Source organism: Rhizobium sp. 01L410 (genome assembly GCF_056400165.1).
Genome location: NZ_JBFTST010000014.1, coordinates 111,128 through 135,168, shown reverse-complemented (window position 1 = coordinate 135,168; position 24,041 = coordinate 111,128). Strand labels below are relative to the sequence as shown.

22 protein-coding genes and 1 pseudogene are annotated in these 24,041 nt (G+C 61.1%); 8 read left to right on the top strand and 15 right to left on the bottom strand.

Going from position 1 to position 24,041, the window contains the following annotated elements:
- Positions 1-82 precede the first annotated feature (82 nt).
- The gene (locus AC1DV9_RS25330; protein WP_112515300.1) at positions 83-370 is read right to left on the bottom strand and encodes a hypothetical protein; all 288 of its coding nucleotides are present in this window, start codon (positions 368-370) and stop codon (positions 83-85) included.
- Positions 371-491: 121 nt separating this feature from the next.
- On the opposite strand from AC1DV9_RS25330, the gene AC1DV9_RS25325 reads away from it, so the two are divergent.
- Entirely contained in the window at positions 492-1,043 is a 552-nt protein-coding gene (locus AC1DV9_RS25325) for a ribonuclease H family protein (protein ID WP_477950419.1), read from the top strand.
- Here AC1DV9_RS25325 and AC1DV9_RS25320 read toward each other — a convergent pair.
- The 5 genes from AC1DV9_RS25320 to AC1DV9_RS25300 form a co-directional block, all read right to left on the bottom strand.
- The gene (locus AC1DV9_RS25320; protein WP_112389957.1) at positions 1,027-1,383 is read right to left on the bottom strand and encodes a hypothetical protein; all 357 of its coding nucleotides are present in this window, start codon (positions 1,381-1,383) and stop codon (positions 1,027-1,029) included. The genes AC1DV9_RS25325 and AC1DV9_RS25320 overlap by 17 nt on opposite strands.
- A gap of 375 nt (positions 1,384-1,758) precedes the next feature.
- Entirely contained in the window at positions 1,759-2,742 is a 984-nt protein-coding gene (locus AC1DV9_RS25315; RefSeq protein ID WP_477950418.1) for an ABC transporter permease, read from the bottom strand.
- Complete coding sequence (locus AC1DV9_RS25310) at positions 2,739-3,734, bottom strand: ABC transporter permease (protein WP_112389959.1); 996 nt, start codon at positions 3,732-3,734, stop codon at positions 2,739-2,741. The genes AC1DV9_RS25315 and AC1DV9_RS25310 overlap by 4 nt, the downstream gene beginning before the upstream one ends.
- Positions 3,731-5,269 carry a sugar ABC transporter ATP-binding protein gene (locus AC1DV9_RS25305; RefSeq protein WP_477950416.1) on the bottom strand — a complete coding sequence of 513 codons (1,539 nt, stop codon included), beginning with the start codon at positions 5,267-5,269 and terminating at the stop codon, positions 3,731-3,733. The genes AC1DV9_RS25310 and AC1DV9_RS25305 overlap by 4 nt, the downstream gene beginning before the upstream one ends.
- Before the next feature lie 78 nt (positions 5,270-5,347).
- The gene (locus AC1DV9_RS25300) at positions 5,348-6,487 is read right to left on the bottom strand and encodes a sugar ABC transporter substrate-binding protein (protein ID WP_477950414.1); all 1,140 of its coding nucleotides are present in this window, start codon (positions 6,485-6,487) and stop codon (positions 5,348-5,350) included.
- Between the two features lie 221 nt (positions 6,488-6,708).
- Between AC1DV9_RS25300 and AC1DV9_RS25295 the strand changes: the two genes are divergently transcribed.
- Entirely contained in the window at positions 6,709-7,722 is a 1,014-nt protein-coding gene (locus AC1DV9_RS25295) for a LacI family DNA-binding transcriptional regulator (protein ID WP_112389962.1), read from the top strand.
- A gap of 4 nt (positions 7,723-7,726) precedes the next feature.
- Here the strand turns inward: AC1DV9_RS25295 and AC1DV9_RS25290 are convergent, their stop codons facing one another.
- The 7 genes from AC1DV9_RS25290 to AC1DV9_RS25260 all read right to left on the bottom strand — a co-directional run bounded on the left by AC1DV9_RS25290 (position 7,727) and on the right by AC1DV9_RS25260 (position 14,814).
- Entirely contained in the window at positions 7,727-8,692 is a 966-nt protein-coding gene (locus AC1DV9_RS25290) for a diguanylate cyclase domain-containing protein (protein ID WP_477950412.1), read from the bottom strand.
- Positions 8,693-8,802: 110 nt separating this feature from the next.
- Positions 8,803-9,807: a GlxA family transcriptional regulator gene (locus AC1DV9_RS25285; RefSeq protein ID WP_442209484.1), complete on the bottom strand. Its 1,005-nt coding sequence runs from the start codon at positions 9,805-9,807 to the stop codon at positions 8,803-8,805.
- 112 nt (positions 9,808-9,919) lie between these two features.
- The gene (locus AC1DV9_RS25280) at positions 9,920-10,684 is read right to left on the bottom strand and encodes an SDR family NAD(P)-dependent oxidoreductase (RefSeq protein ID WP_477950410.1); all 765 of its coding nucleotides are present in this window, start codon (positions 10,682-10,684) and stop codon (positions 9,920-9,922) included.
- A gap of 9 nt (positions 10,685-10,693) precedes the next feature.
- Positions 10,694-11,746 carry an ABC transporter ATP-binding protein gene (locus tag AC1DV9_RS25275; protein WP_477950408.1) on the bottom strand — a complete coding sequence of 351 codons (1,053 nt, stop codon included), beginning with the start codon at positions 11,744-11,746 and terminating at the stop codon, positions 10,694-10,696.
- Between the two features lie 20 nt (positions 11,747-11,766).
- Positions 11,767-12,597: a carbohydrate ABC transporter permease gene (locus tag AC1DV9_RS25270; protein WP_477950407.1), complete on the bottom strand. Its 831-nt coding sequence runs from the start codon at positions 12,595-12,597 to the stop codon at positions 11,767-11,769.
- Between the two features lie 29 nt (positions 12,598-12,626).
- Positions 12,627-13,562, bottom strand: a complete 936-nt coding sequence (locus AC1DV9_RS25265; protein WP_442209488.1) for a carbohydrate ABC transporter permease — start codon at positions 13,560-13,562, stop codon at positions 12,627-12,629.
- Position 13,563: 1 nt separating this feature from the next.
- Positions 13,564-14,814: an extracellular solute-binding protein gene (locus tag AC1DV9_RS25260; protein WP_477950406.1), complete on the bottom strand. Its 1,251-nt coding sequence runs from the start codon at positions 14,812-14,814 to the stop codon at positions 13,564-13,566.
- Positions 14,815-14,953: 139 nt separating this feature from the next.
- Between AC1DV9_RS25260 and AC1DV9_RS25255 the strand changes: the two genes are divergently transcribed.
- Both AC1DV9_RS25255 and AC1DV9_RS25250 read left to right on the top strand, forming a co-directional pair.
- Positions 14,954-15,844, top strand: coding sequence for an N-acetylglucosamine kinase (locus AC1DV9_RS25255; RefSeq protein WP_477950405.1), 891 nt, complete (start codon positions 14,954-14,956; stop codon positions 15,842-15,844).
- Between the two features lie 28 nt (positions 15,845-15,872).
- Positions 15,873-16,898 carry an SIS domain-containing protein gene (locus AC1DV9_RS25250; RefSeq protein ID WP_112389970.1) on the top strand — a complete coding sequence of 342 codons (1,026 nt, stop codon included), beginning with the start codon at positions 15,873-15,875 and terminating at the stop codon, positions 16,896-16,898.
- A 2-nt stretch (positions 16,899-16,900) separates the two neighbouring features.
- On the opposite strand, the gene AC1DV9_RS25245 is transcribed toward AC1DV9_RS25250, so the two are convergent.
- Positions 16,901-18,118, bottom strand: a complete 1,218-nt coding sequence (locus tag AC1DV9_RS25245) for an ROK family transcriptional regulator (RefSeq protein WP_112389971.1) — start codon at positions 18,116-18,118, stop codon at positions 16,901-16,903.
- A gap of 110 nt (positions 18,119-18,228) precedes the next feature.
- Between AC1DV9_RS25245 and AC1DV9_RS25240 the strand changes: the two genes are divergently transcribed.
- Together AC1DV9_RS25240 and AC1DV9_RS25235 are read left to right on the top strand one after the other, a co-directional pair.
- Positions 18,229-19,281, top strand: a complete 1,053-nt coding sequence (locus tag AC1DV9_RS25240; protein WP_310301339.1) for a phosphotransferase — start codon at positions 18,229-18,231, stop codon at positions 19,279-19,281.
- Positions 19,278-20,582: an aspartate aminotransferase family protein gene (locus tag AC1DV9_RS25235; RefSeq protein WP_477950404.1), complete on the top strand. Its 1,305-nt coding sequence runs from the start codon at positions 19,278-19,280 to the stop codon at positions 20,580-20,582. The genes AC1DV9_RS25240 and AC1DV9_RS25235 overlap by 4 nt, the downstream gene beginning before the upstream one ends.
- A gap of 35 nt (positions 20,583-20,617) precedes the next feature.
- Here AC1DV9_RS25235 and AC1DV9_RS25230 read toward each other — a convergent pair whose 3' ends face one another.
- Complete coding sequence (locus AC1DV9_RS25230; protein WP_477950403.1) at positions 20,618-22,024, bottom strand: DUF1254 domain-containing protein; 1,407 nt, start codon at positions 22,022-22,024, stop codon at positions 20,618-20,620.
- A 169-nt stretch (positions 22,025-22,193) separates the two neighbouring features.
- Here AC1DV9_RS25230 and AC1DV9_RS25225 point away from each other — a divergent pair, with 169 nt between their 5' ends.
- Complete coding sequence (locus AC1DV9_RS25225) at positions 22,194-23,405, top strand: alpha/beta hydrolase (RefSeq protein WP_477950402.1); 1,212 nt, start codon at positions 22,194-22,196, stop codon at positions 23,403-23,405.
- Positions 23,406-23,590: 185 nt separating this feature from the next.
- A pseudogene (locus AC1DV9_RS25220) lies at positions 23,591-23,891 on the top strand (sulfatase-like hydrolase/transferase); the annotation flags it as partial.
- Positions 23,892-24,041 lie beyond the last annotated feature (150 nt).

The window sequence follows — 24,041 nt, the reverse complement described above, 5'->3', positions numbered from 1 at the left end:
GTTAATGAAGTCTTACATCGTCGGGTTGAAAGCCCTTTCCCGAATCCTGATCGACCGGACGAGAAACGCTGAAACCGGCTCGCTAGTGGACGGCCGGCTCCGAGTCCTCAAGGAAGGACGCGATCCCATCGCGGGCGATGGTCGCCAGGAATTCGTCGAACGCATCGCGGTCGGTCTCGAACGGTTCGTCCCAGCGGATCAGGTCTTCCGACTGGGTCACGACTTCCATCGTCCAGTCTTCCTGGCTGCCCTGGGTCCGGAAAATGTCCACAAGCACGGTGACACCATCTTCGGTGAATTCACCTGACAACTCCGAATGTTCAAGCTTCGGTTCCTTGGCCTTTTTCGCCACTTTAATCTCCTGCGCCATCCGGCGCATGTTCGGGACACTTTCAAACGTAGCTAGGTGTCGTGCTGGCCGGTGTCAACCGGCGCTTCCCTCAACAGCGGCCAGTTGACCGCTTGCCGGAAAGGCATCAAGGCTGGCAGCCATGACGACGAACCTTATGAGCGGACCGGAGAACAGCCAGCTGGATATTCCCCAGAGTCACGAACCGCTGATGATCTTCACGGATGGCTCCTTCGAGCCCGGTTCTGCCCACGCGGGATGGGCCGTCGTCGTCTATGCGGATGAGGTCGAGGTGCTTGCAAGCGCCGGGCGCTTCCCGGCTGCTCCAGGGAATAATGCAGTCGAACTGACCGCAATCCTGAACGCCGCTCGATGGCTCAACGCCCATGCCGCTAACCGGCAGGCCGTCATCCTGACCGACTCCCGCTATGTGCTGGAGGGTTGCAATCGATGGCGCTTCATCTGGAGAAGCAACGGCTGGAAGAAGATCGAGCCTGACAGCCGCCGCAGAAAGCGGGCGATTGCCGATCGCGCGCTGTGGCAATCCCTTGATATCGAGCTTCAGCAGAACGACCAGATCACCGTCAACTGGTGCAAGGCGCATTCCGGCATCGCCGGCAATGTTCGCGCCGACGCGCTGGCCACACAGGCGCGCCTGGCGAAGACGGGTGAAGATATCAGCGCTTCAATATGAAGACCGCCTTGCCGCCTTGAGACGCCTCAATGCCCTCCTTGGTCCGCTTCAGCATCAGGCATTTTTCCGCAGCCTGCGGCTCGGTCCTGATGCAGATCCCGTCCGCCACGGCTTTCCAGGTCGGGTGAATGCTGACCATGCTGTCGCTGATCGTTCCGCCGCCATCCGGTTTGAAAACCAGGATGTTCGATACCCGGCGCTTGACGACATACATTTCCCAGGGATTGCCGTCGGCAACCACGCGCGCCAGAGACTCGGCAGCATACGCGCCGGGTGCCGAAAGCATGGTAATTGCGACGGCAGCAGCGGCGAACAACCCGCCGGAGGATTTCTTGGACATCAGTGACTTTCTGAGCGTTGATGGGGCCCGGCACCGATTGCACGCAATCTTCACCGCAACGAGGCGCAAGGATGAGTCGAGCGCGCCTGTCTCCGGTCTTGCCATTCAACATGGCATTTTTGAGTCTGCCGCGACCTGTTTCAGATGCCTGCTCAACACCTGTCGGCGGTCAGCCATCTGAGATGCGGATCACTCCCGTCCAAAAGAAAAGGCCGGGCGAACAATCGCACCGACCTTCCTTTATCGCTTCAGCCTTGTGCCAGTACATCCGTGGTCACTGTCTGAGCGATGTCATGGGGTTAGTCTATTCCGCCTGCATGGATTTGCAAGCGCGGTTTGATACCAAATTCGGTTAGGATCGCGGCCCGCGCTGCATCAGGCAAGCTTCTGGCGTCCATAGAGCAGCAGCATGCAGACGATGACCGTGCCGTAAATCAGCTGCCGTCCGGCTTCCTCGATCTGCATGACGGAGAGGATCGATTGCAACAGGGTAATCAGGATCACGCCTGCAACCGTCCCGAGATATGAGCCCTTGCCGCCCAGCACATGGGTGCCGCCAAGAACGACAGCGGCAATCGACGGCAGCAGATAGGCATCTCCCATCGATTGCGAGGCCTTCGACGCATATCCGGCAAGCAGCACGCCGCCGAGCGCGCTCAGTGCACCCGATATGACAAAGGCGAGGAGCGTGATCCGGCGGGTATCGATGCCGGACATGTAGGCGGCCCGTTCACGGTTGCCTATGGCGTAGAGCGAGCGGCCAAATGTCGTCCGCGTCAAGAGGAAAACGGTGAGAATGCCGGTGACGAGCCAGACGAGCACGCCGTTTGGAATGGCCGGAATGAGGTAGCCGGTCGCAAGAAAGCGCATCGCTGGAGAGGCCGCGTCCTGCGGCGCGAAACCGCCGGTATAGACGACCATCAGACCCTGGACGACGGCATTGGTCGCGAGCGTGATGATCATCGATGGAATACGCAGATAGGCAACCGCTGCACCGTTGAAGGCGCCAATTGCAGCACCACAGAGGATACCGAACGGGATCGCAACGATCGAGCCCGCCGTACCATAGGCCGTTGCCGCACAGGCCATCATCGCGCCCGCCGTCACCACCCATGGCACCGAGAGGTCGATCTGGCCGAGCAGGATCACCATCATCATTCCCGTCGCGATCACTCCAAGAAACGAGGCGACCTTCAGCTGCTGCAACAGGTAGTCGGGAGACAGGAAATTCGATGAGTAGATCGAGCCGCCGAGCAGCAGCAGAATGATGCAGCCGAAGGCGATGGCGACGGCCGGATCGACGCTGCGAAGACGGACCGGGATGATCGACTGGCGCATGTAGGATGCATCCTCACTCATTGGAACCACTCCAGCCGGTTGCGAACACGGGCGAGCCCGATGCAGCCGATGCTGATCGCCGCCATCAGCACGATCCCCTGGAAAAGGGGCTGCCAAAGCGGATCGAGGTCGAAGACGAACAGCAGGTCGCCGATCGTGCGGAAAGCCAGGGCACCGAACACCGCGCCGATGGCGCTGCCCTTGCCGCCGGCCAGCGACACGCCGCCAAGCACCACGGCGGCAATCGAATAGAGCGTATAGGCGTTGCCGCTCGCAAACGCCGCCTCGCCGGTATAGGAGAAAAAGGTCAGGTATAGGCCGCCGATCGCCGATAAGAGCCCGGCCAGCGCATAGGCTGCCAGCTTGGCCCGCTTGATCGGCATGCCCGACATATAGGCGGCGTTTTCGGACGAACCCGCTGCATAGGCCGCGCGGCCAAGCACCGACCGGCTGAACGGTACCCAGATGATCAGGATCGTCAATGCCAGGACAATCAGGCTGGTTGGAAAGATGCCGAACAGCTTGGAGGTGAAGGCATCGGCCAGATCCTCGTTCACCGATCCTCCCGGCGTCGGCCGCAGCAGCAAGGCGAGGCCGAAGAAGATCGCACTCGTCGCGATCGTCGTGACGATCGGCTGCAGCCTGCCGAAAATGATGATCAGGCCATTGAGCAGGCCGCAGGCAAGGCCGGTCAGCAGCACCGCGACAATGCCAAGACCTGTTTGCAGCGGTGTGCCGACGACCAGCCACGACGCAAGGCAATTGCAAAGGATCAGGATCATGCCGGCCGAGAGATCGATGCCCGCGGTGATGACCACGAAGCACTGCGCCATGGCGACAAAAGCAAGCAGCGTTGCCTTGTTCGACGCCGTCTGGACGACATTCGGCGTGAAGCCGGCCGGATGGTTGCTGACATAGATCACGAACATGACGAGGAACAGTGCCGCGGCCAACAGCGTGCCCTTGTGCTGAACATACCAGAACCGCCAGTCGCTTGGAGACTTCGCGCTCATTGCCCGATCCTTTGTTCGACGGCCTGCAGATTGATATTCAGTGCACTGGCGATCAGTTCATGCTCGTTGATCTCTTCACCTTCGAGCGAGCGTATGACGCTGCCGTCATACATGACCAGAACACGGTCGCAGCAGCCGATCAGCTCATCGTAGTCGGTCGAGTAGAAGATGATCGCCGCGCCATCATCGGCAAGCTCGCGCAGCAGCGCATAGATTTCCTGTTTGGTGCCGACGTCGATGCCGCGCGTCGGATCGTTGAGCAGGATGATCTTCGGGCGGTTCATCAGCCATTTGGCGATGACAACCTTCTGCTGGTTGCCGCCGGACAGCGCCCCCACCGGCATGTCGATCGTTGCGGCCTTGATTGCCAGGAGCTTCAGGAGTTCGTCGATCCTCGCCTGCTCGGCACTGCGATCAATGACGCCATGTCTGGAGACGCTGCCGAGTGCGGCAATCGACAGGTTTTCGCGCACGGTCATCGGCAGCATCAGCCCTTCCGTCTTGCGATCCTCAGGGATCAGCGCAATCGAGGTGCCGCCCGATTTTGCCTGTTTCGGGCTCTTCAACGCCAAAGGCTGACCGGCAACCTCGATACTGCCCTTGGTGTCGCGAAGCACGCCGAACAGCGCCAGCAGCAGTTCGCGCTGCCCCTGCCCGTCCAACCCGCCGAAGCCGATGATCTCGCCGGGTCGAATGTCGAAGCTGATATTTGACAGCCTGTCTCCCCAGGAAAGCCCGCGGCAGGAGAGCACCGGGGCGCGATCGGCCGGTTTTGCAGGCTTCGGCGGAAAGACATTGGTGTATTCGCGGCCGATCATCAGTTCGACCACCTGCTGATCGGTCTTGGTGCCGGCCGGATAGGATTCGATGCTGCGGCCATTGCGAAACACCGTGCAATCGTCGGCGAGCGCTGCAATCTCGTGCATGCGATGGGAGATGTAAACGAGTGCCATGCCTTCCGAACGCAGCCGCTTCAACACGCCGAAAACCTTCTCGACATCCGATTGGGTCAGGGCCGACGTCGCTTCGTCCAGGATCATCAGCCTGGGCTTGCGGGCCAGCGCCTTGGCAATCTCCACCATCTGGCGGCGCGACAGCGGCAGGTCCTTGACCAGCGACGAGGGATGAATGTCGGATGCGCCGGCCCGCGCCAGCGCTTCTTCGGCGATCACCCTTTGCCGGCGCCGGTCAATCAGGCCGAAGCGCAAAGGAGGGTTACTGATGACGATATTGTCGGCAACCGACAGGTCCGGGATCAGCGAGAGTTCCTGAAAGACGCAGACAATACCGGCGGCCGTTGCTGCAGCCGGACTGGTGAAGGAGACCTCGCCGCCGTCGAGCAGCATGCGCCCTTCATCGGGTGCGACGGCACCTGCCATGATCTTGATCAGCGTCGATTTTCCGGCACCGTTTTCGCCAAGGACGGCATGGATGGCGCCGGGCCGGATGGCGATGCTCGCATCCTTCAGCGCGATCACACCGCCATATCGCTTCGATATGCCGTCCATCCGGAAAAACGGTTCAGGCAAATTCATGCGTCCACCTCCCGCGGTCGCAGCAACAGCAAGGCTGCGGGCGCGAACGCCCGCAGTCAATATGGCAAATTGGACCGCTTACTGGTTTTCCTTGCTCTGCCCCATGATTTCCTGGGCGGTGAAATTGATGCCGCAGGTGGGGAAGGCATTACCGACGAAGAAATTGTCGGATTCCTTCGGATAGTAATCCTGGCCTTCCTTGAAATCAGGATCGGACACGAGCGCCGTCGGCAGCTTGATCGCCTGCGGGATCACCTGCCCCTCAAGAGCAGCAATCGCCGTCTTGATGGCGACCGCAACCTGGGCCGGACCGGTGCCCGCCGACGTGCATTTCAGGCCATCGCCTGCATGGGCAGCGCAGAGCTTGCGGAAGCCGTTTTCGGTTTCGCCACCAAACGGCACGAAGGGATGCTTGGCATCGATCATCGCCTGGACGACGCCGGTATCACCGCCCTGGGCGGTAATCCCGTCGAACGGGCCGTTGGTGGCAATTGCGTCGGCCGTGGCCTTCTGCGCGACGCCGTCGTCCCATTTGCCGACCACTTCGGTCACGTCAAACTTCTTGCCGGATGCGGCGAGCGTTTCCTTGATGCCATCGTGGCGGTCGGTATCGACAGATGTACCGGCAACGCCGCGGACCTCCAGAACCTTGCCGCCCTGAGGCATATGCTTGACCAGCCAATCGCCCCAGATGACCCCGAGACCCTTCTGGTCGACGTTGACGTTGATCGCGTCCTTGCTGTCGAGCGTATTGTCGAAGGCAACCAGGACGACGCCGGCCTCCTTGGCGCGCTTGATGACCGGGCCAAAGGCCGTCGGGTTCTGCGCATCGACGACGACGGCGTCATAACCTGCGTCAATGAAGTTGTTGATCGCCGAGATCTGTGCCGGCACGTCCTCACCGGTCGAGACGACCTTGAACTCCTTGAGCTTTGCCTTGACGTCAGGCTGTGCGGCATAGGCTTTCGCCGTCTGCACCATCTGAATGCGCCAGGTATTGGCGATATAGCCGTTCGCCAGCGCGATGCGGTACGGGCCTTCTTTCTTGGGGAACTGCAGGAATTGCGTATCGGACGCCCATGGCGTCATGCATTGCGGATCGGCGGCCGGACCGGAGACGACTTTCGGCTCCGCATAGGCAGCACTGCAAAAAAGAGCCAGCATGGGCGCGGCAAGGCCAGCGAGCCGGATGGACTTCGCTTTCAACGACTTGGGCATGAATGTCCTCCTCCACGAGGCGGATCGAAGCCGCCTCTCCAGTATGATCTGATTGGCATGCTTGATCCGGAAGGCTCCATTCCCATCCATATCCGGAACGGCAAAAAGGTAACATAGTTGACAGCGCTGTCAAATTCTATTTGCTAGCGCTGTCAACTATGGCATAACTATAGATATTCTGACTTCACATAGAGAAATATATCATACCGGAGAATTACTTTATGCGACGCGTGACATTGGACGATGTTGCAAGTCTCGCGGGCGTCAGCCCGATTACCGTGTCACGGGTACTGCGCAAGCCCGATGCCGTCTCCGAGGGCCTGCGCATGCGTGTCAACGCCGCGGTGAAGGAGCTCGGCTACGTGCCGAATATCGCCGCAAGCCGGCTCGCCTCTGCCCGTACTCACGCGATCGGCGTCATCGTGCCGACGCTCTACAACGTGATCTTTGCCGAGTATCTGTTTGCCTTGCATGAAGTCCTCGTCGGCGCCGGCTTTCAGGTCATTGTCGTCAATAGCCGCTATTCGGAACTCGAGGAGGAAAATGCCGTCAAGGCGCTGCTCGGCCAGCGGGTCGAGGCGATCATCATGGCCGGCATTCACCACACGGCACATGCGCGGCAACTGCTTGCCCATGCCAATATGCCCGTCGTCGAGACATTCGAGCTCTCCGACGATCCCATCGACATCAATATCGGCATGTCGCAGGAGAAAGCCGGCTGGGCGGCAACACGCCACCTCATCGAGCGCGGTTTCCAGCGCATTGCATTCCTCAGCGGCAATCTCGATCACCGCTCCCAGTCGCGTTTCGATGGATACCATCTGGCGATGAAGGAGGCGGACTATCAAAGCCTCGAGCTCGTGACGCAGAAACCCCGCCACAGCTCCATCGCGCTTGGCTCGGCACTCTGCGCCGAGATGTTCGAACGCGGCAACATTCCCGAGGCGATCTTTTGCACCGACGACAACCTTGCGCTTGGCGCCATGCAGGAGTGCCGGAAACACAATATCCGGATCCCGAGCGACATCTCGATCATCGGCTTCCACGACCTGGAATTTGCAGCCTGCGCCTCCCCTTCGCTATCGTCCATCGCATCGAGACGCTACGAGACCGGCAGGCTCGCCGCTGAAAAAGTTCTGGCGGCCGTCAACGCCAGCACCGCCCATGGCGCCGAGCAGATCGATCTCGGCTTCAAGCTGATCGTGCGCGAGAGTACAGGCGGACAGCGATCTTAGGCGATCAGGCGGCGTCGAGACTGGGCGGCTGGTGGACGACGAAGCGATTTCGTCCCGACGCCTTGGCGCGATACATCGCCCGGTCCGCTTCCTCGTAAAGCGAGGCCGAGGTGGATCCCGATCCGGCCCATGCGACGCCGATCGAAGCGCCGAGCGCGATATCGTCCCCCGCATTCCACTGCATGGCGGCGACGATGCGGTTTGCCGCGGTCTCCACCTGCTGGATCGAGGCGCTACCGTAAATGAGGGCGAATTCGTCGCCGCCAATTCGGGATACGAGGTCAGCACCTTCGGCGGCAAAATTCAGCCGGCGCGCCGCCTCGATCAGGCAGGAATCGCCGACTCGGTGGCCGAGGCTGTCGTTGACGCGTTTGAAGCCGTCGAGATCGACCAGCAGCAGCGCGCAATCGGTCGCCAGCCCGGACCCGACGAGGGTATCGAGGCGCTCATGGAACCTGAAGCGGGTCGCCAGTCCCGTCAGATGATCGAAATCGGCACGATGGCGGATTTCCTTCAGCATCATGATCTCGAGCGTCACGTCCTGCTTCAGCCCGAAAATCCGCACCGCCTTGCCGTTTTCGGATTCGACCCGCGCCGTGATCCTGATCCAGCGGCGATTTCCCTTTCGGGTGATCACCTCGGCGTCGAGCGAAAAGCTGCCGAGCTGCTCGATGGCGGCACTTCGAAGCCGCTTCAACTCACTGAGCGTCTCGGCAGAATACATGGTCACGATCTCATCGCGCACCAAAGGCGTTCCCGGATCGACATCGAAGAGCTCGTAGACCATGTCGGTCCACCACAGGCGCTCATCGGCAAGGCTGCATTCCCAGGCGCCGATGCGGGCAGCCTTGGAGCAGCTGTCGAAGACCTTCTTGAGATGGTAGACGTCGCTCGCAAGATCGATGCGATCGACCTCGACGGTATCCGTTCGGCTTGATCGTTTCCTGACCGGGGACGGCGACGGCATCATGTTCCTCCATCCCGGCTATGGGATGACGGAAATCTGACATGGATTTATTGACGGCCGGTTTATCAGCCATCGAAGATACAGCCTGTTCCTCAGGCTTTATTGCCGCAGGTTCAGCCGCTCAGTCCGCGCAGCTTGATATTCTTCCGGACGGTGGCCGGAGGTGCCTCGAAACGCTCCCTGAACTTTCTGATGAAATGCGAGGAATTCTGAAAGCCGGCGCGAATGGCGATCTCGGCGAGCGGAATCTTCGTGGTCTTCACCAGCCGCATCGCCGCGTCCAGCCGGACGATCAGATAGGCGGAGGCAGGAGAGGTGCCGATCGCCGCCCGGAACGAGCGCTCGAGCTGGCGGCGCGATAGCCCGCTCTGCGATGCGATGTCCTCGATATCGAGCAGATCTTCGATATGCTGCTCCATCGTCAGCAGCGCCTTTTCGACTCTCGCATCGTCGATGCTGCCCTGCCCGATCGGATTGCGGGGCTGCATCTCGTTGGCGTCCCGCCGTCTGGCGATCTGCAGAATTTCGAGCGCGTTCTTCTCGGCGAACTCTCCGACATGCCTGTTGAGCAAAAACGCCGCCAGATCCGCCGCGCTGCTGCCGCCCGCACAGGTGATGACATTTCCGTCCTCGACGAACAGCTCGTGCGACGTCACGGAGATGTCCGGGAAGCGCTCGCGAAACTCGCCATGGTGCAGCCAGCTGACACAGGCCTTCTTTCCCTGGAGAAGACCCGCCTCCGCCAGAATGAAACTGCCGGTGCAGAGGCCGATCACCGGGACGCCCGCACGCGCGGCATTGACGACATAGGAGACAGCGGCGCTATCGAGCGCCTCGACCTTCTCGTTGATCCGGCCGCCGACGACCACGATATAGTCGAACTCGGCGGGTGGTTTCAGCGACGCGTTTGGTGGCACGGGTACGCCCGAGCTCGACGTCACGAAATGCTTGTCGGCGCTCATGACCAGCCAATCGCAGGCAATTCTCCCGGAATTGTCGCGCTGATCGCTGCCCAGCCGCAGCGTATCGACGAACAGGGAAAAGGCGCTCAGCGTAAAATTTCGCGCCAGCAGGAAGCCGATCTTCAACTTCAGTGAGTTGGCTCTGTCGCCACGCATATGCAGATCCATCCGGCAGCAAGTTTGTCGCGAGCATATGCGGAAACAAGATTGCGTGCACAAGTGTTGGCGACATTCACGCAGACTGTCCGCGGCGCCTGATCTGCCGAACTTACTCTACGAGGCTCGCCCCGCTATCGATGACAAGGCACTGCCCGGTCATCCGCGAGGCGCGGTCCGTCAGCCAGAGGATCGCATCGGCAATATCGGATGCCTCAGGAATGCTCTTCAGCGGTGCTGCGGCAATCAGCCCGGCCTTGAACTCACGGTAGGCATCTTCGCTGAGCCAGGACAGCGCCCAGGAAGTATCGACGAAGCCGGGGCAGACGGCGTTGACGCGGATATGCGGCGCCAGTGTCCGCGCAAGGCCGCGGGTCATCGTGTTGACGGCCCCTTTCGAGGCGGCGTAGGCCAGCGATGAACCGGAGCCGGAGATGGCCGAGTCCGACGAGACGTTGACGATCGACCCCAGCGGCGCCTTCTGCAGATAGGGGACGGCGGCGCGGATCATCTGAAAGGTGCCGCTGACATTGACGCGGAAGATCGCTTCGAAATCTGCAGCGTTGGAGGCATCGAGATCTCCGGCTGCGGCCTGGCGCGTAACGCCGGCATTGTTGACGAGCGCGTCGATCCTGCCGAAGCGCCGGATCGTTTCGTCCGCGATCCGCCGGCAATCCTCATCCCCGGCAATATCACCGGCGATGGCGATCGCGTCGGCTCCCGCTTCCAGGCATTGGCGGACCACGTCTTCCGCGCCTGTCCTGTTGCGGCTGTAATTGACGGCAACGTCATAGCCGCTGCGGGCAAAGGCGATCGCCGTTGCCGCGCCGATACCGGATCCGGCGCCGGTGATGATGACAGTTTTCCTGCTGGTCATGGCCTGCTCCTAGATCCGGATGCGCTGCTCGCCCTCGTCGAACAGGCAGACCTTTGCAGGATCGTAGGCCAGATGGACCTGCTGACCGGGCTGCACGACGAGCCGCTCATGTGCCTGGACGACGACTTGATGCTTGCCGACGCTGACGATCACCTCGGTGCTGGCGCCGGTCGGCTCGACGAGATGGACGATACCGGCCACGCCCTTGTCCGACAGGACGATATGCTCCGGCCGGATGCCATAGTGGATCCTGCTTCCCTCGGCTGGCGCATTCGCAGGCAGCGGAAAGCTGATGCCGTCGAGGCTCTCGAATGCACCGCCAGCAACCGTCCCCTCGATGATATTCATCGCCGGCGAGCCGATGAACTGCGCCACGAAGATGTTGGCGGGATTGTCGTAGAGCTCCAGCGGCGTTCCCGCCTGCTCGACGATGCCTGCGCGCATGACGACGATGCGGTCCGCCATGGTCATCGCCTCGACCTGATCATGGGTGACATAGACTGTGGTGGTCTTCAACCGCTGATGCAGCGCCTTGATTTCGGCACGCATCTGGACACGGAGCTTGGCATCGAGGTTCGAAAGCGGCTCGTCGAACAGAAACACCTTGGGATCGCGAACGATGGCGCGGCCCATGGCAACGCGCTGGCGCTGGCCGCCGGACAGCTGGCGTGGATAGCGCGCCAGGAGATCCTGAAGCCCGAGGATTTCGGCGGCGCGCATCACTTTGCCATCAATCTCGGATTTCGGGACCTTTTTCAGCTGAAGCGCAAACTCCATGTTTTCCCGGATCGTCATATGCGGATAGAGCGCATAGTTCTGAAACACCATGGCGATGTCCCGGGATTTCGGTGCGACGTCGTTGATGACGTTGCCGCCGATCGCGATCTCGCCGCCGCTGATATCCTCAAGTCCGGCGATCATCCGCAGAAGCGTCGACTTTCCGCAGCCGGAGGGGCCGACGAGGATGACGAATTCGCCATCCGGAATATCGACGGACACATCCTTGATGACGTTGGTCTGGGCGTAGCTCTTGCTGACGCTGCGGATTTGCACGGAGCTCATTCGGGTCCAATCTCCTGGAATTACTTGACGGCGCCCTGGGTGATGCCGGCGATGAATTGCTTGGAAAGCACGATGTAGAGAAGCGTGATCGGCAATGCGGCCAGCGTCAGGCCGGTGAACATCACGCCCCAATCGGTGGTGAACTCGCCGATGAAGACCGTGAGGCCCTGCGGCAATGTCTTCAGATTGTCCGAGGTGATCAGGATCAGCGGGAAGAAGAAGTCGTTCCAGATCGGCACCGCATTCTGGATTGCAACGATCACCATGGCTGGGCGCGCGAGCGGCAGCATGATCTTCAGCATGATCCGCAATTCACTGGCGCCATCGATACGCGCGGACTCTTCCAGCTCGCGCGGCAGCGTGCGCAGGAAACCCGTCATGATGAACACCGCCGACGGCAGGCCCATGGCGACATAGACAAGGACGAGGCCGGCATAGGTATCGACCAGATGCAGCGTATCGAGCTGGATGAAGAGCGGGATGATCGCCAGCTTCAATGGCACCGTCATGCCGCTGATGAAGAACATCAGCACAGCGCTGCCGAGGCGAAATTCATAGCGGGCGATCGCATAGGCGGCCATCGTGCCGAAGGTCAGGATGAGGACGATCGAGGCCGCCGTCACGCCGAAGGAATTCAGCATGTAGCGAATGAAATTTGTCTGCTCCCAGACCTTCTGCAGATTGTCGAAGCCGAAGCTCTGCGGCAGGGCAAAGGGCGAGGTGAAGATCTCCGCATTCTTCTTGAATGAGGAAAGTACCATGACGACAAGCGGGTAGAGCATGATGAGTGCGTTCAGCACCAGCACCGCCTGAATGAAGCCGTTCTTGATCCACTCGTTGGAATTCTTCATGTCGTTTCCCGAAACTGACAAAGGGCGGCCTAGAGCTGGATTTCACGGCGGCGCAGGAATCGCAGCGCCACGAAGGAGAAGCCGGCGACGAACAGGAACATCAGGACGGCGAGCGCGCTGCCCTGGCCGAAATCCTGGATACCGTTGGTGACGCTGCCGAAGGCCGTGCGATAGAAATAGAGGCCGAGCACATCGGTCGATCCGCCGGGCGATCCTGTCAGCCCCGCCATGACATAGGGGATCTCGAACCAGTTGAAGCTGCCGATGAAGGTCAGGATGCAGACGATCGTGACGCTGGGGGCGATCAGCGGCCAGATGATGCGGCGCAGGAGAACATAATCCCCTGCCCCATCGAGCCGCGCCGCCTCAATCACCTCGGCGGAAATCCGCTGCATGCCGGCCAGCAGCACCAGCGTCGGGAAACCCAGCCAATGCCAGATATTGGCAAAGATAATGCTGCCGAGTGCCGTGTTCTCATTGCCGAGCCATGCCGGTCCCTGGATGTGGATCAGCGCCAGCGCGCCGTTCACGATACCGAAAAGCGGATGCAGGAACAGCTTCCAGAGAAAGCCGACGATGACGGAAGACAGCACCACAGGAAGAAAGACGATGACTTGGTGGATGCGATGGCCGGGCAACCCCTTCAACAGCCCGAAGGCGATGAGGAAAGCCGTGCCGTTTTCGAAGATCATCAGAGAGACGAAGACGATAACATTGTGCCAGAAGGCATTGTAGGTCCAGTCGCTATAGGGCTCCTCGAAGAGGACTTTGCGGAAGTTCTCCAGGCCGATGAAGTTCGACGGCAGCAAGCCGTTGAAATCATAGAAGGCAAAACGCAGGGCGGAGAGCAATGGCCAGACGACGAAGAGCGTCATCACGGCCATCGCCGGGAAGAGCAGAAAGCAGATCCACAAGGACCGGCGCTGCGGCAGAAAAGTCGTCGTGCGGCGCCGGTCATTGTTCATGTCATTTCCCCTGGAAAGGCTTGTACCACTTGGCGAGACCATCAGTCAGATCGGCGCCAAGCTGATCCGGCGTCATGCTGCCGGACATCATCTTCGTAATGTCGTTCTGCAGCAACTCGGAACCCGTGGGCTTCTGGAAGCGGAAATAGACGACGTTGATATGCGGCATCGCGGTCTCGTTGAGCTTGGCGACTTCTGCCAGCAGCGGGTCCTTCACGACGACGCCCTTGATCGGCGAGATGTTGCCGAGGAGCGCGGTGAACTTGTCGCCGAATTCCTTGGTGCCCATCCAGGCGACCAGCTTGAGAGCGGCTTCCTTGTTCGGCGATGCTGCGTTGACCGCATAGCCGCCGTCATAGAACTTCGTTGCCTGGGGAACATCGCCTGCCTTTGCAGCCGGCGGTGCAATGAAGTCCATGTTGATCTGCGGGTTTTCGCCCTTGTAGGTGGAGATGTCGAAGCTGCCGCCGGCAAGCATGGCCGCACGGCCGCTGACGAAGAGCTGGCCCGCGGTATCGTAATCGATGCCTTCGAAGCCTGGCGACATGTAATCGCGCAGTTCGAGCAGCTTGTTGAGCGCAGCGATGTAGCGCGGATCCTTGAAGGTCGCCTTGCCGCTCTTCAGGTCGGAGACGAAATCCTGGCCGAGCAGCGGGCCGGTGAAGGAGGCAACGAACATTTCGTTGAACCAGCTGGTGCCAAGGCCGTTGGCGAGCGGAATGATGCCCTTTTCCTTCAGCGCCTTGGAAACAGTGATGAACTCATCCCAGGTGGTGGGCGCCTTGAGACCGGCCTTTTCGAAGACGTCCTTGTTGATGAAGAGGCCGAGGGTCTGCGAGGCGAAGGGCAACGAATAGACCTGACCGTCGGCACGGTACGTGCCTGACAGGAGCGCATCGGCCGACATGTTTGCCAGCGACGGCATGTTGGAGCTGTCCTGCTTGACGAAATAGCCTGACTTCACGAACTGCTCGAGCCATCCATACGCATGCGTGTGGATGACATCGCCGCCCTTGCCGCCGGCCAGCGCCGTCGAGACGATCGTCGGATAGTTCTCGTCCGGGAAGGATTCGAACTTCACGTGGATATCCGGATTTTCCTTGGTGAAGTCGGCAAACAGCTCGTTGTAGGCCGCCTTGTCTTCTTGGCGCCAGGTCCAGAAGGAAATGTCCGTGGCATAGGTGAAGGGAGCGGAAAGCCCCCAGGCAATTGTCGCTGCGGTCAGCAGCCCTGCTATCGATCTCACTCTCATTACGCTCCCCTTTTCGTTTTCTAGGGCGTGTTCACGATCATTAACAAATCATAGTTCTTGCCTTTTGGCTAGATAGTTTGTAAAGCTGCCTAACTATATTTTTTAGCCCACCGAACTTCATGCAGAAGGCATATATTCTATGGCGAAAAGCGGCCTGATCGCAGGCATCGATATCGGCGGCACAAAGACGCATCTGCTCGTCAGCGAAGACGGCAATGTGGTTGCTGATACGGTTGTGCCCACCTCGGACTGGCGAACATGGGACCGGCCCGCCGATGCTGCCGTACTCGCAGCGCTGATCACGGAAACGGCGAAGGCAGAACCTGCCGCTATCGCTGTCGGTGCCCATGGCTGCGATACCGGTCCACATTGCACGCAGATGGAAAGCGACCTCGGCGCTCACCTCACCGGCAAGATCAAGGTCGTCAACGATTCCGAACTGCTGGTTCCCGCAGCAGGCTTCGAGGCAGGTATCGGGGTCGTCTCCGGCACCGGGTCGATTGCCGTTGCACGCAACGGCGAAGGCGAGATGCTGGTTGCCGGTGGTTGGGGCTGGATCCTCGGCGACGAAGGCAGTGCCGCAGCGCTCGTCAGGGAAGCCGCCCGGGCGATCCGCAAGTCGATCGATCTCGGCGAGAGCGGTGATCCGCTTGTCGCCGGTCTGATGTCGAAGCTGCAGACCGACGATGCGACGAAGATCGGCCGCCTGCTCAACGAGACGCGCGGCGCGGCCGTCTGGGGCAGCTATGCCGATGCCGTATTCGACGCTGCCTCGCAGAAATCGCCACTCGCATCGAGGGTGATCGAGGACGGTGCCGCCGCCCTCGCCCGCCTTGTCGGCATTCTGATCAGCCGCGGTGCGGACGCCAGTCACGTCGTCATCGGCGGCGGTGTCGTTGTCGAGCAGCCGAGCCTGTTCGAGGCCTTTCGCCGGGCGATGGCGGAAGTCTCTCCGAAGAGCGAAATCACCCTGCTGCGCGCAGCCCCGGTCAACGGCGCGCTGGCGCTCGCGCGCCGCCTGCTCGGCTGAACCGATTGGATAGACAGAGGAAGCGGAAATGGAACGCATTGGTTACAGAAACGCGGTTGCCCGCCAGCCGGAAAGCCTGGCGGAAGGCCTGAGCGTCGTGCGCGAGGCGCTCGCCAGGCTCGATATCAGCGGATTCGCCGGCAAGACAGTAGGCTTTGCCGGTATCGGCGCCAGCTATCAGGCCGCCATGGCGGGCGCCGTTTACCTTCGCGCGCTGGGCATCCCATCCTTTCCCTATTGCCCGACCGATCTCTACGAAGCGCTAGATAGCGCCGCCGGCGCCTTCGTGGCCCTGTCGGCATCGGGTCAGAGCCGTGAAATCTCAGACGTGATGCGGCTCCGGCCTTCCACGCCGAAGATTGCGATCTGCAGAGGCAGCGAGAACCCGCTTGCCGAACTCACCGGCGCCGTCCTTCCGACGGGGTCCGGTTCCGACAATGGCGCGAGCTCAACGGGCTATACCGGCATGCTGCTCGCCATCGGGCTGCTCTGCGAGAGGCTGGCGGGCGGACGCTCTTCTCCCGAGTGGAACCGCCTGCCAGCCGCTGTTTCGAAGACATTGCAATCCGCCGCGGGGCAAGCGTCCGAAGCCGCAAAGATGCTCGGTGCCTGCAGTTCGATCGATCTCGTCGGCGGAGGGACCGGCTATGCCAATGCCGGCGAAGGTGCGATGTTGATCCGCGAGGCGGTGCGTATTCCCGCCGCCGGATGGGACACAATGAACTATCTGCATGGGCCGATGGAATCGCAGGATCGGAGAACCGGTGTCATCGCCTTCGGCAACGGCCGGGAGACGAAGATCGCCGAGGACATGGCGGGCTTCGGCTGCCCCTCTGTTCTGATCACCAACCGCCACGACATTGCCCAGCGTGACAATCTGGTGGTGATCGCCGTGCCCGGCCTCAACCACCCGATCGCCGATGCGATCATCGAGATCGTCGCCCTGCAGATGATAACAGGCGACATGCAGGACGCCGCCGGGCTGACGAACATCACCTTCCGCTATCGCCAAACCGATACCAAGCTGAAACCGTGGTCGCCGACGGAAGTGTAGGATCAGCCGAAAGACGCTTCCGGCCCCTCGTCCGAGGCCGGGCCGGCGGGCAGCACCAGCGTCGCATCCGGCGCTTCGCCGAGAATATCGGCCAGCGCATAGTCGGCGGCAAGCCGGGTAGCCCCGAGCACGGTGCCATTGACGCCGAGGCTGCTCACCGCAATCTCCGTCGCCCAGGTCAGGTCGCGGGCAACATGACGGACCTCATCGAGCATCAGCGGATTCTGACCGACGCCGCCGCCCAGAACAACGAGACCCGGATCAAAGAAGCCGATGCAGCCAGCGACCATTCTCCCGATATCGGCCCCATGTCTGTTGACCCAGAGGACCGCTTCCTTTTCGCCTGCATGCGCCCGGTCGAAGAGTTCGCGTGCCGTCGCCGGGGGTTCCCCGGCGGTGGCGGGCCATCCGGCGATGCAACGTTCCATCAGCGCATCGGAGCCCAAATGATGTTCCAGGCCCTCGCGCTCCGGCACATGTCCGGCCGACCACGGAAACGGCAGGCGGCCAGCCTCACCCGCGGCGCCATTGAAGCCGCGGAAGAGCTTGCCGCCGATGACGATGCCGAGGCCGATGCGCACGCCGATCTGCAGAAACAGAAAGATCTCGCGGCCCTGCGCCGCGCCGTCGCGAAGCTCGCCGAAGGCCGCGCAGTTGACGTTGTTCTCCAGCAGGATCGGCGCTTCGACGGATTGCCGCAACCGCTGCAAGACGGCTTCCGGCCCCTTGCGGCGGCTCAGCCCCAGCCGGTTGCGCGAGACGATGCGTGGAACGGCGACAGCGATGCTGCGCAGGTTCTTGCTGCGCTTGCCGACCGCCAGGATCGCAGTTCGCGCCGCCTCATCGACGATCTCCGCCACCTCTTCCGTCGTGGCGCGCTGCTGCTTGGCGATTTTCAGTTCGGCGGTTGCGAGCGGCGTTCCGTCGAGCCCCTGCGCGACAGCGCGCACCTGCGCGACACCGACATCGATCCCGAGCACATATCCGGCTTCCGGCCCCAGGGCATAAACCGTGGCCGAACGGCCCATTGCCCCCTGCTGCGAACCGATCGGGGCCACCAGTCCCAATGCGCCGAGCTCGTTCATCACTGCGGTCATTGTCGGCTTGGACAGATTGAGCATCGCGCCGAGCCGCGGCCGGGTGATCGGGCCGGAAGACGCAACGACGCGCAGAACGGAGCGGGAGCTTTCGGTAAGCGGCGGAATGGTGGCTGGCGGCATTGCTTCTCTTTCATCCGGCATTGGCCGGTTGCGTGCAACGCATCGTTCAAATCGCGCAGCATCGAATTTCAAACATCGTCCGTGACCCGGTGTCAATAAAGGCCAGCTTGATGACCCAAACCTCCGAGCCCGATACCAACGACGCCCTGACGGCAAAACTGGAGAGGACGCCGCTTGCGCGCGTCGAAGCCATTGCTGCCCAGTATTTCTGCATCGCCGGCCGCGCTTCGGTACTCTCAAGCGAACGCGACGAGACCTTCCTGATCCAGGCCACGCATGGCCAGCGCGCGATCCTGAAGATCGCCAATACGGCCGAGCGCGCCGATGTGCTGACCTTCCAGACCGATGCCTTGCGCCACCTCGAGCGCAAACCGCTGGCGCTTCCCCTTCCCAAGCCGATCCCGGCCTATAACGGCAATTTTCTCCTCAAGCTGGGTTTCGGAAGCGACCAGCGCTTCGTACGCATGCTGACATTTCTGGATGGCGTTCAGCTCTACAAGGCACCGCGCTCCGTGCCGCAGATACAAGCGCTGGGGCGCAGCCTGGCGCGACTCGCTCAGGCTCTGGCGGATTTCAGACCTGAGCCGCTGCTGCAGAACCTGCTTTGGGACATCTGCAACGCCGCCGCTTTGCGGCCCCTCACCTCTCACGTTGGCGAAGAGCGGCGCAGCCTCGTCGTTTCAGCGCTCGACGGCTTCGAGCGTCTCGCTTCCAATGGATTTTCCGGGCTCCCACGGCAAGTGATCCACAACGATTTCAATCCGCACAACATTCTCGTAGCGGCAGACGACCCTGCGGAGATCACCGGGGTCATCGACTTCGGCGATCTCGTCGAGGCGCCGCTGGTCAACGATCTCGCCGTGGCGCTGTCCTATCAGGCGGGCGGTGACGACGGAATGGAGGCTATCGTTGCGATGCTTCAGGCCTATCATGCGGTCCGCCCGCTCTCCGCAGACGAGCTTTCGGCACTGCCCTGTCTTCTGCGGACGCGGCTGGCGATGACCGTTCTCATCCCGGAATGGCGTGCCAGCCTCTACCCTGAAAACCGCGACTACATCCTGCGCAACCACCCGGCAGCCCTTGCCGGGCTCATTCGCCTGGCGGATCATAGCGACGAAGCGCTTGCCGCCTTCTTCCGGCAGACTATCGGAGACTCAGCATGACCATGGCCAACGCATTCGGAGCCGGCGATTTCGAGCGCCTGAGCGCTGCCGAGCAATCGATGATCAAGCGGCGCGAACGCGTACTCGGACCGGCCTACCGGCTGTTCTATGAGCGGCCCCTGCATTTCGTACGCGGCGAAGGCGTCTGGCTCTACGACGCAGAAGGACGCGCCTATCTCGACGCCTATAACAACGTTGCCTCCATCGGCCACGGCAATCCGGCGGTGCTGGAGGCGATCGCCCGCCAGGCCGAAACGCTGAACACGCATACGCGCTACCTGCACGAAAACATCCTCGACTACGCCGAGGCTCTCACCGCGACATGCCCGGATGAACTCAGCCAGGTCATGTTCACCTGCACCGGCAGCGAGGCCAACGATCTGGCCGTGCGGATCGCCCGCAGCTATACCGGCGGAACCGGCATCATCGTAACGGCGCATGCCTATCACGGCGTCACGGCAACAGTTGCCGCCTTCTCACCCTCGCTCGGCCCCAATGTCGATCTCGGAGCGCATGTGCGCACCGTCGCCGCACCCGATCCTTCGCTTCCGCCTGAACAGATGGAAGCCGCCTTTGCCGACGGCGTGAAGGCCGCAATTGCCGATCTCACACGCCACGGCATCAAGCCGGCGATGCTGATCGTCGATACGATCTTTTCCAGCGACGGCGTCATCCCCGGCCATGCCGGCTTCCTCAAGCCGGCCGTCGAGGCGATCCGGACGGCAGGCGGCATTTTCGTTGCCGATGAAGTGCAACCTGGCTTCGGGCGAACAGGCGAGGCGATGTGGGGATTCCAGCGCCACGGCTTCGTGCCCGATCTGGTCACGACGGGCAAGCCGATGGGTAACGGCTATCCCGTCGCCGGACTGATCGCCAGACCCGAGGTGATCGCCGAATTCGGCAAGAACTCGCGCTACTTCAACACGTTCGGCGGAAATCCTGTCGCCGCCGCCGCAGGCATGGCCGTGTTACGCTTCATTGAGGAGCAGGATCTCATTGCCCATACCCGCGACGTCGGCACCCATTTCCTGCGCGGACTCGAAGCGCTGAAGACCCGCTTTCCGGGGATCGGCGATATCCGCGGTGCAGGGCTCTTCATCGGGGCCGATATCGTCGAGAACGGCAGGCCGTCGGCATCGCTTGCAGCGCGCATCGTCAACGGTCTCCGGGAGAGACAGGTTCTGATTAGCGCCAGCGGCCCTGACGCCAACGTTCTGAAGATCCGCCCGCCGCTGGTCTTTGCCCGTGATCACGCCGATCAGTTTCTGGACGCATTGGAGCAGACGCTAGGCGCGATGTGAACGGGCCCGCTACGGCAAGAAGGTCGGGCGGCGGCCTACTGAAGTCTGACGGCATCGGACAGTACCCATTTCTTGTCGAAGAAATCCTTGGTTGGCCCATAGGCGCGGAACATCAATTCAAAGTGCCTTTTCGGATCGATGGGTACCCAATTGGCATCCTTGCCCTTCGGCGGCCTTGGCCCGAAATACAGATCGATGGAACCATCGGCATTCTTTGCGAGATCCGGAATCTGCGAGGATCGGCTGGCGCGCGAAACGTTCTTGATCAGCGCATGGGTTTTGCGGTCATAGGCGGTCACCGACCAATATTGCTGAACAGGCACATTTGCCGGCGCGTTCAGTTTGTAGGTGTGGCGCCCGTCGAAGGCGCGGCCGTCCTTGTCGCGGATGGAGATCGAGTAGAACTGACCGGCGCCCAGTCTTTTGATGCCGATATAGGCCATCGTGTAGATCACCCCGCGATGATCGACAGGATAGGAATCCGCCTCGTCGAAATCCCTTTGGGCGGCCGTGACGACGTCGGCATAGCCTGGAAAGGTCCAACGGCTGGTCTCGCTGAAAAACGGCGCAAAACCGTCATCGTACTTTGCTTGAAGCAGGGCTTGCGCTTCCTTCATGGCCTTTGCCAGCAACGATTTGATGTGACTATCCGGTTTGAAGGGCTTGCCTTTCTCGATGCCGAGCGACTTCAGCTGATCGATCATGACCCGGTCACGCGCGATCCACGGCTCCTCCTGGACGACACGATTGAGATTGTCGAAGAAGCGCGCGTCCCATTGGATCGTCGAATCGAAAACGATGTCCTTCACATCGCTGAACACGGTCTGAGGGGGATTGGCCGCTGCCGAGAGCGGATAGACCTTCATCTTTTTTCCATATTCGATGGAGGCCTCAACATCGGCGGTGTCATGGCTCGCCATATTGGAGCGGAACAGTATATAGCCGCCGTAGACATTGGATTTCAGCGGGATGTATCCGTCAGGCGGTGTTTCCTTGTAATCAGGCGGTAGGATGAGGAATTTTCCGCCCTTTCCCTTGTCCGCGCCGAGCAGACCGGCATCTTCAAGCGGCTGCTGCCAAACCGTAACAATATTGCCGTTGAAGGAACCCTTCGCCTCTGCTGCAGGAAGATCGAGAACGAAAGGCCCGTCCTTCGTGTCGAAGAACGCCATGAAGTAAAGCGCATCGGGATTTGGCGTCAGCGTCTGGTTCTTCCAGTCGAGCGGTTCGCCCCAATAGATGACCTGGCCGACCTTGCCCGGTGTCTTGTTCAGCATCTCCTGCCGCATCAGATCGTAGTTGACGGCAGGCATGCCCCAGACGACGGCCTGGACCGCCTTTCGCTCGATCTCGCGATCGGTAATCTCGCTTCTCGCCTTGTCTGCCGCCATCGCTGGCAGGCTCGTCAACAATAGCAGGCATAGTGCCGGTAGCAGCTTCATCGGATTGCCCTCCACTTTGCACCAACGATAGCGCTGCGAAGAGGGAACATAAGTACGCAACGGTAAACGCCTCTGACCGGACCGTAAATTTACAGCGGTTTACCGTTGCGTACTTACGCGTGCGGGCGCGATGCCTATTGTGCCGACGTTGGGGATCGATGGAGCCGGAATGAAGATATCAGCTGTTTTCGCCATTGTGCTGCTGCTCGCATCCTGCGGACATCCGAGCGGCGTCATGACCCCTGTGGTGCTGACGGCGGCGACGCCGAAGACCGCGCAGGTCGATATGCTCGTTGCCACGACGCGCCAGCCATCCGGCGACCCTGCCACACTTTTCAACGGTGAGCGCAGCCCGAAGCCCTATCTCACCGACATTTCCGTATCGCTTCCGCCTGGCAGGAAATCCGGCGAGGTGCAATGGCCGAAACGCCTGCCGCCGAATCCTGCGACCGACTTCGCGGTGACCCACGTCCAGCCGATCGCGACGGTGCCCGAAGGGCGCGTCTGGTTCAAGCAGCATATCCAAGGCGGCCATGCGCTGGTCTTCATCCACGGCTTCAACAACAAATACGAGGATTCCGTCTTCCGGCTGGCACAGATCGTCCATGACAGCGGCATGCATGCCACGCCGATCCTCTTCACCTGGCCGTCGCGCGCCGAAGTGACGGGCTATGAATACGACAAGGAAAGCACCAATTATTCGCGGACCGCGCTCGAACAGACGCTTCGCGTGCTGGCGCAGGACCCCGAGGTGAAGGACATCACGGTGCTTGCCCACTCCATGGGAACATGGCTGGCGATGGAGTCTCTTCGGCAGATGGGCATTCGCGACGGCCACGTGAACCGCAAGATCCATAATGTCATTCTGGCATCGCCTGATATCGATATTCAGGTCTTCGCCAAGCAATTCGTCGAGATGGACGAACCGCGGCCGAAGTTCACCATCTTCGTGTCGCAGGACGACCGGGCGCTGGCGCTGTCGAGCTTCATTACCGGGCGTGTTTCACGCCTCGGCGCCATCGACCCGTCCAAGGAGCCGTATAGATCGAAGCTCGCTGAGGCCTCCATCACTGCCATCGACCTCACCCAGGTCAAATCCGGTGACCGGCTCAATCATGGCAAATTCGCCGAGAGCCCGGAGATCGTCCAGCTGATCGGTCAGCGGCTGATGACCGGGCAGACCCTGACGGACTCCAACATCACTCTCGGCCAAGGCGTGGCGGCGGTCGTCGGCGGCACGGTGCGCACGGTCGGAACGGTGGCGGGCACGGCGGTGGCGGCGCCACTGACGATCGTTGAACAACCGGCGCACAGGCCCGCGGACTCGGACGTCGGAGCGACCTTGCGGGAAGACCAGCAATCCAAGCCGCTGACGCAATGAGCCGGCCGGTTTAGTCCAGCATTTACGCTCAGTTACGCCGGGATTTACTGTTACGTACTTCCGCCCGCTACTGAAAGGAACAAGTCTCCTGCGGCGTCGCCTGACGACGATCAGAAGCCGGAGGCGCGGCCGCCCGGCACAAGGGAGACTGCAATGTTGAACGATCCATCAGCGAGGAGAGCGTCATGACGGTATCTCTTCAGAAGAAGCTGTTCTCGGCGGCGGTTGCCGCCGCCATGACGCTGACATCGACGACCTTCCTTTCGCCAGCAAACGCTCAGCAGGGCAGCGCCTGCCGCCAGCACGGCTGCGGCCAAGCCCAATATCCTCGTCATCTTTGGCGACGACATCGGCCAAACCAATATCAGCGCATACTCCTTCGGCGTCGTCGGATATAAGACGCCGAATATCGACAGCATCGCGAAAGCGGGCATAATGTTCACGGACTACTATGCCGAAAACAGCTGCACGGCAGGCCGCTCGACACGCAGGCACAAACGCCCATTCCGGCGAGCGAAAAGAAGATCAACGATCTGGTCGCACTTCTCCAGGATCCCGATATCCAGGCCTGGCTCGAAAGCCGCAAGACGGCCGCAGCCCCGCCGGCGCCATCCGCAACTGCAGCCTCCCCCATCA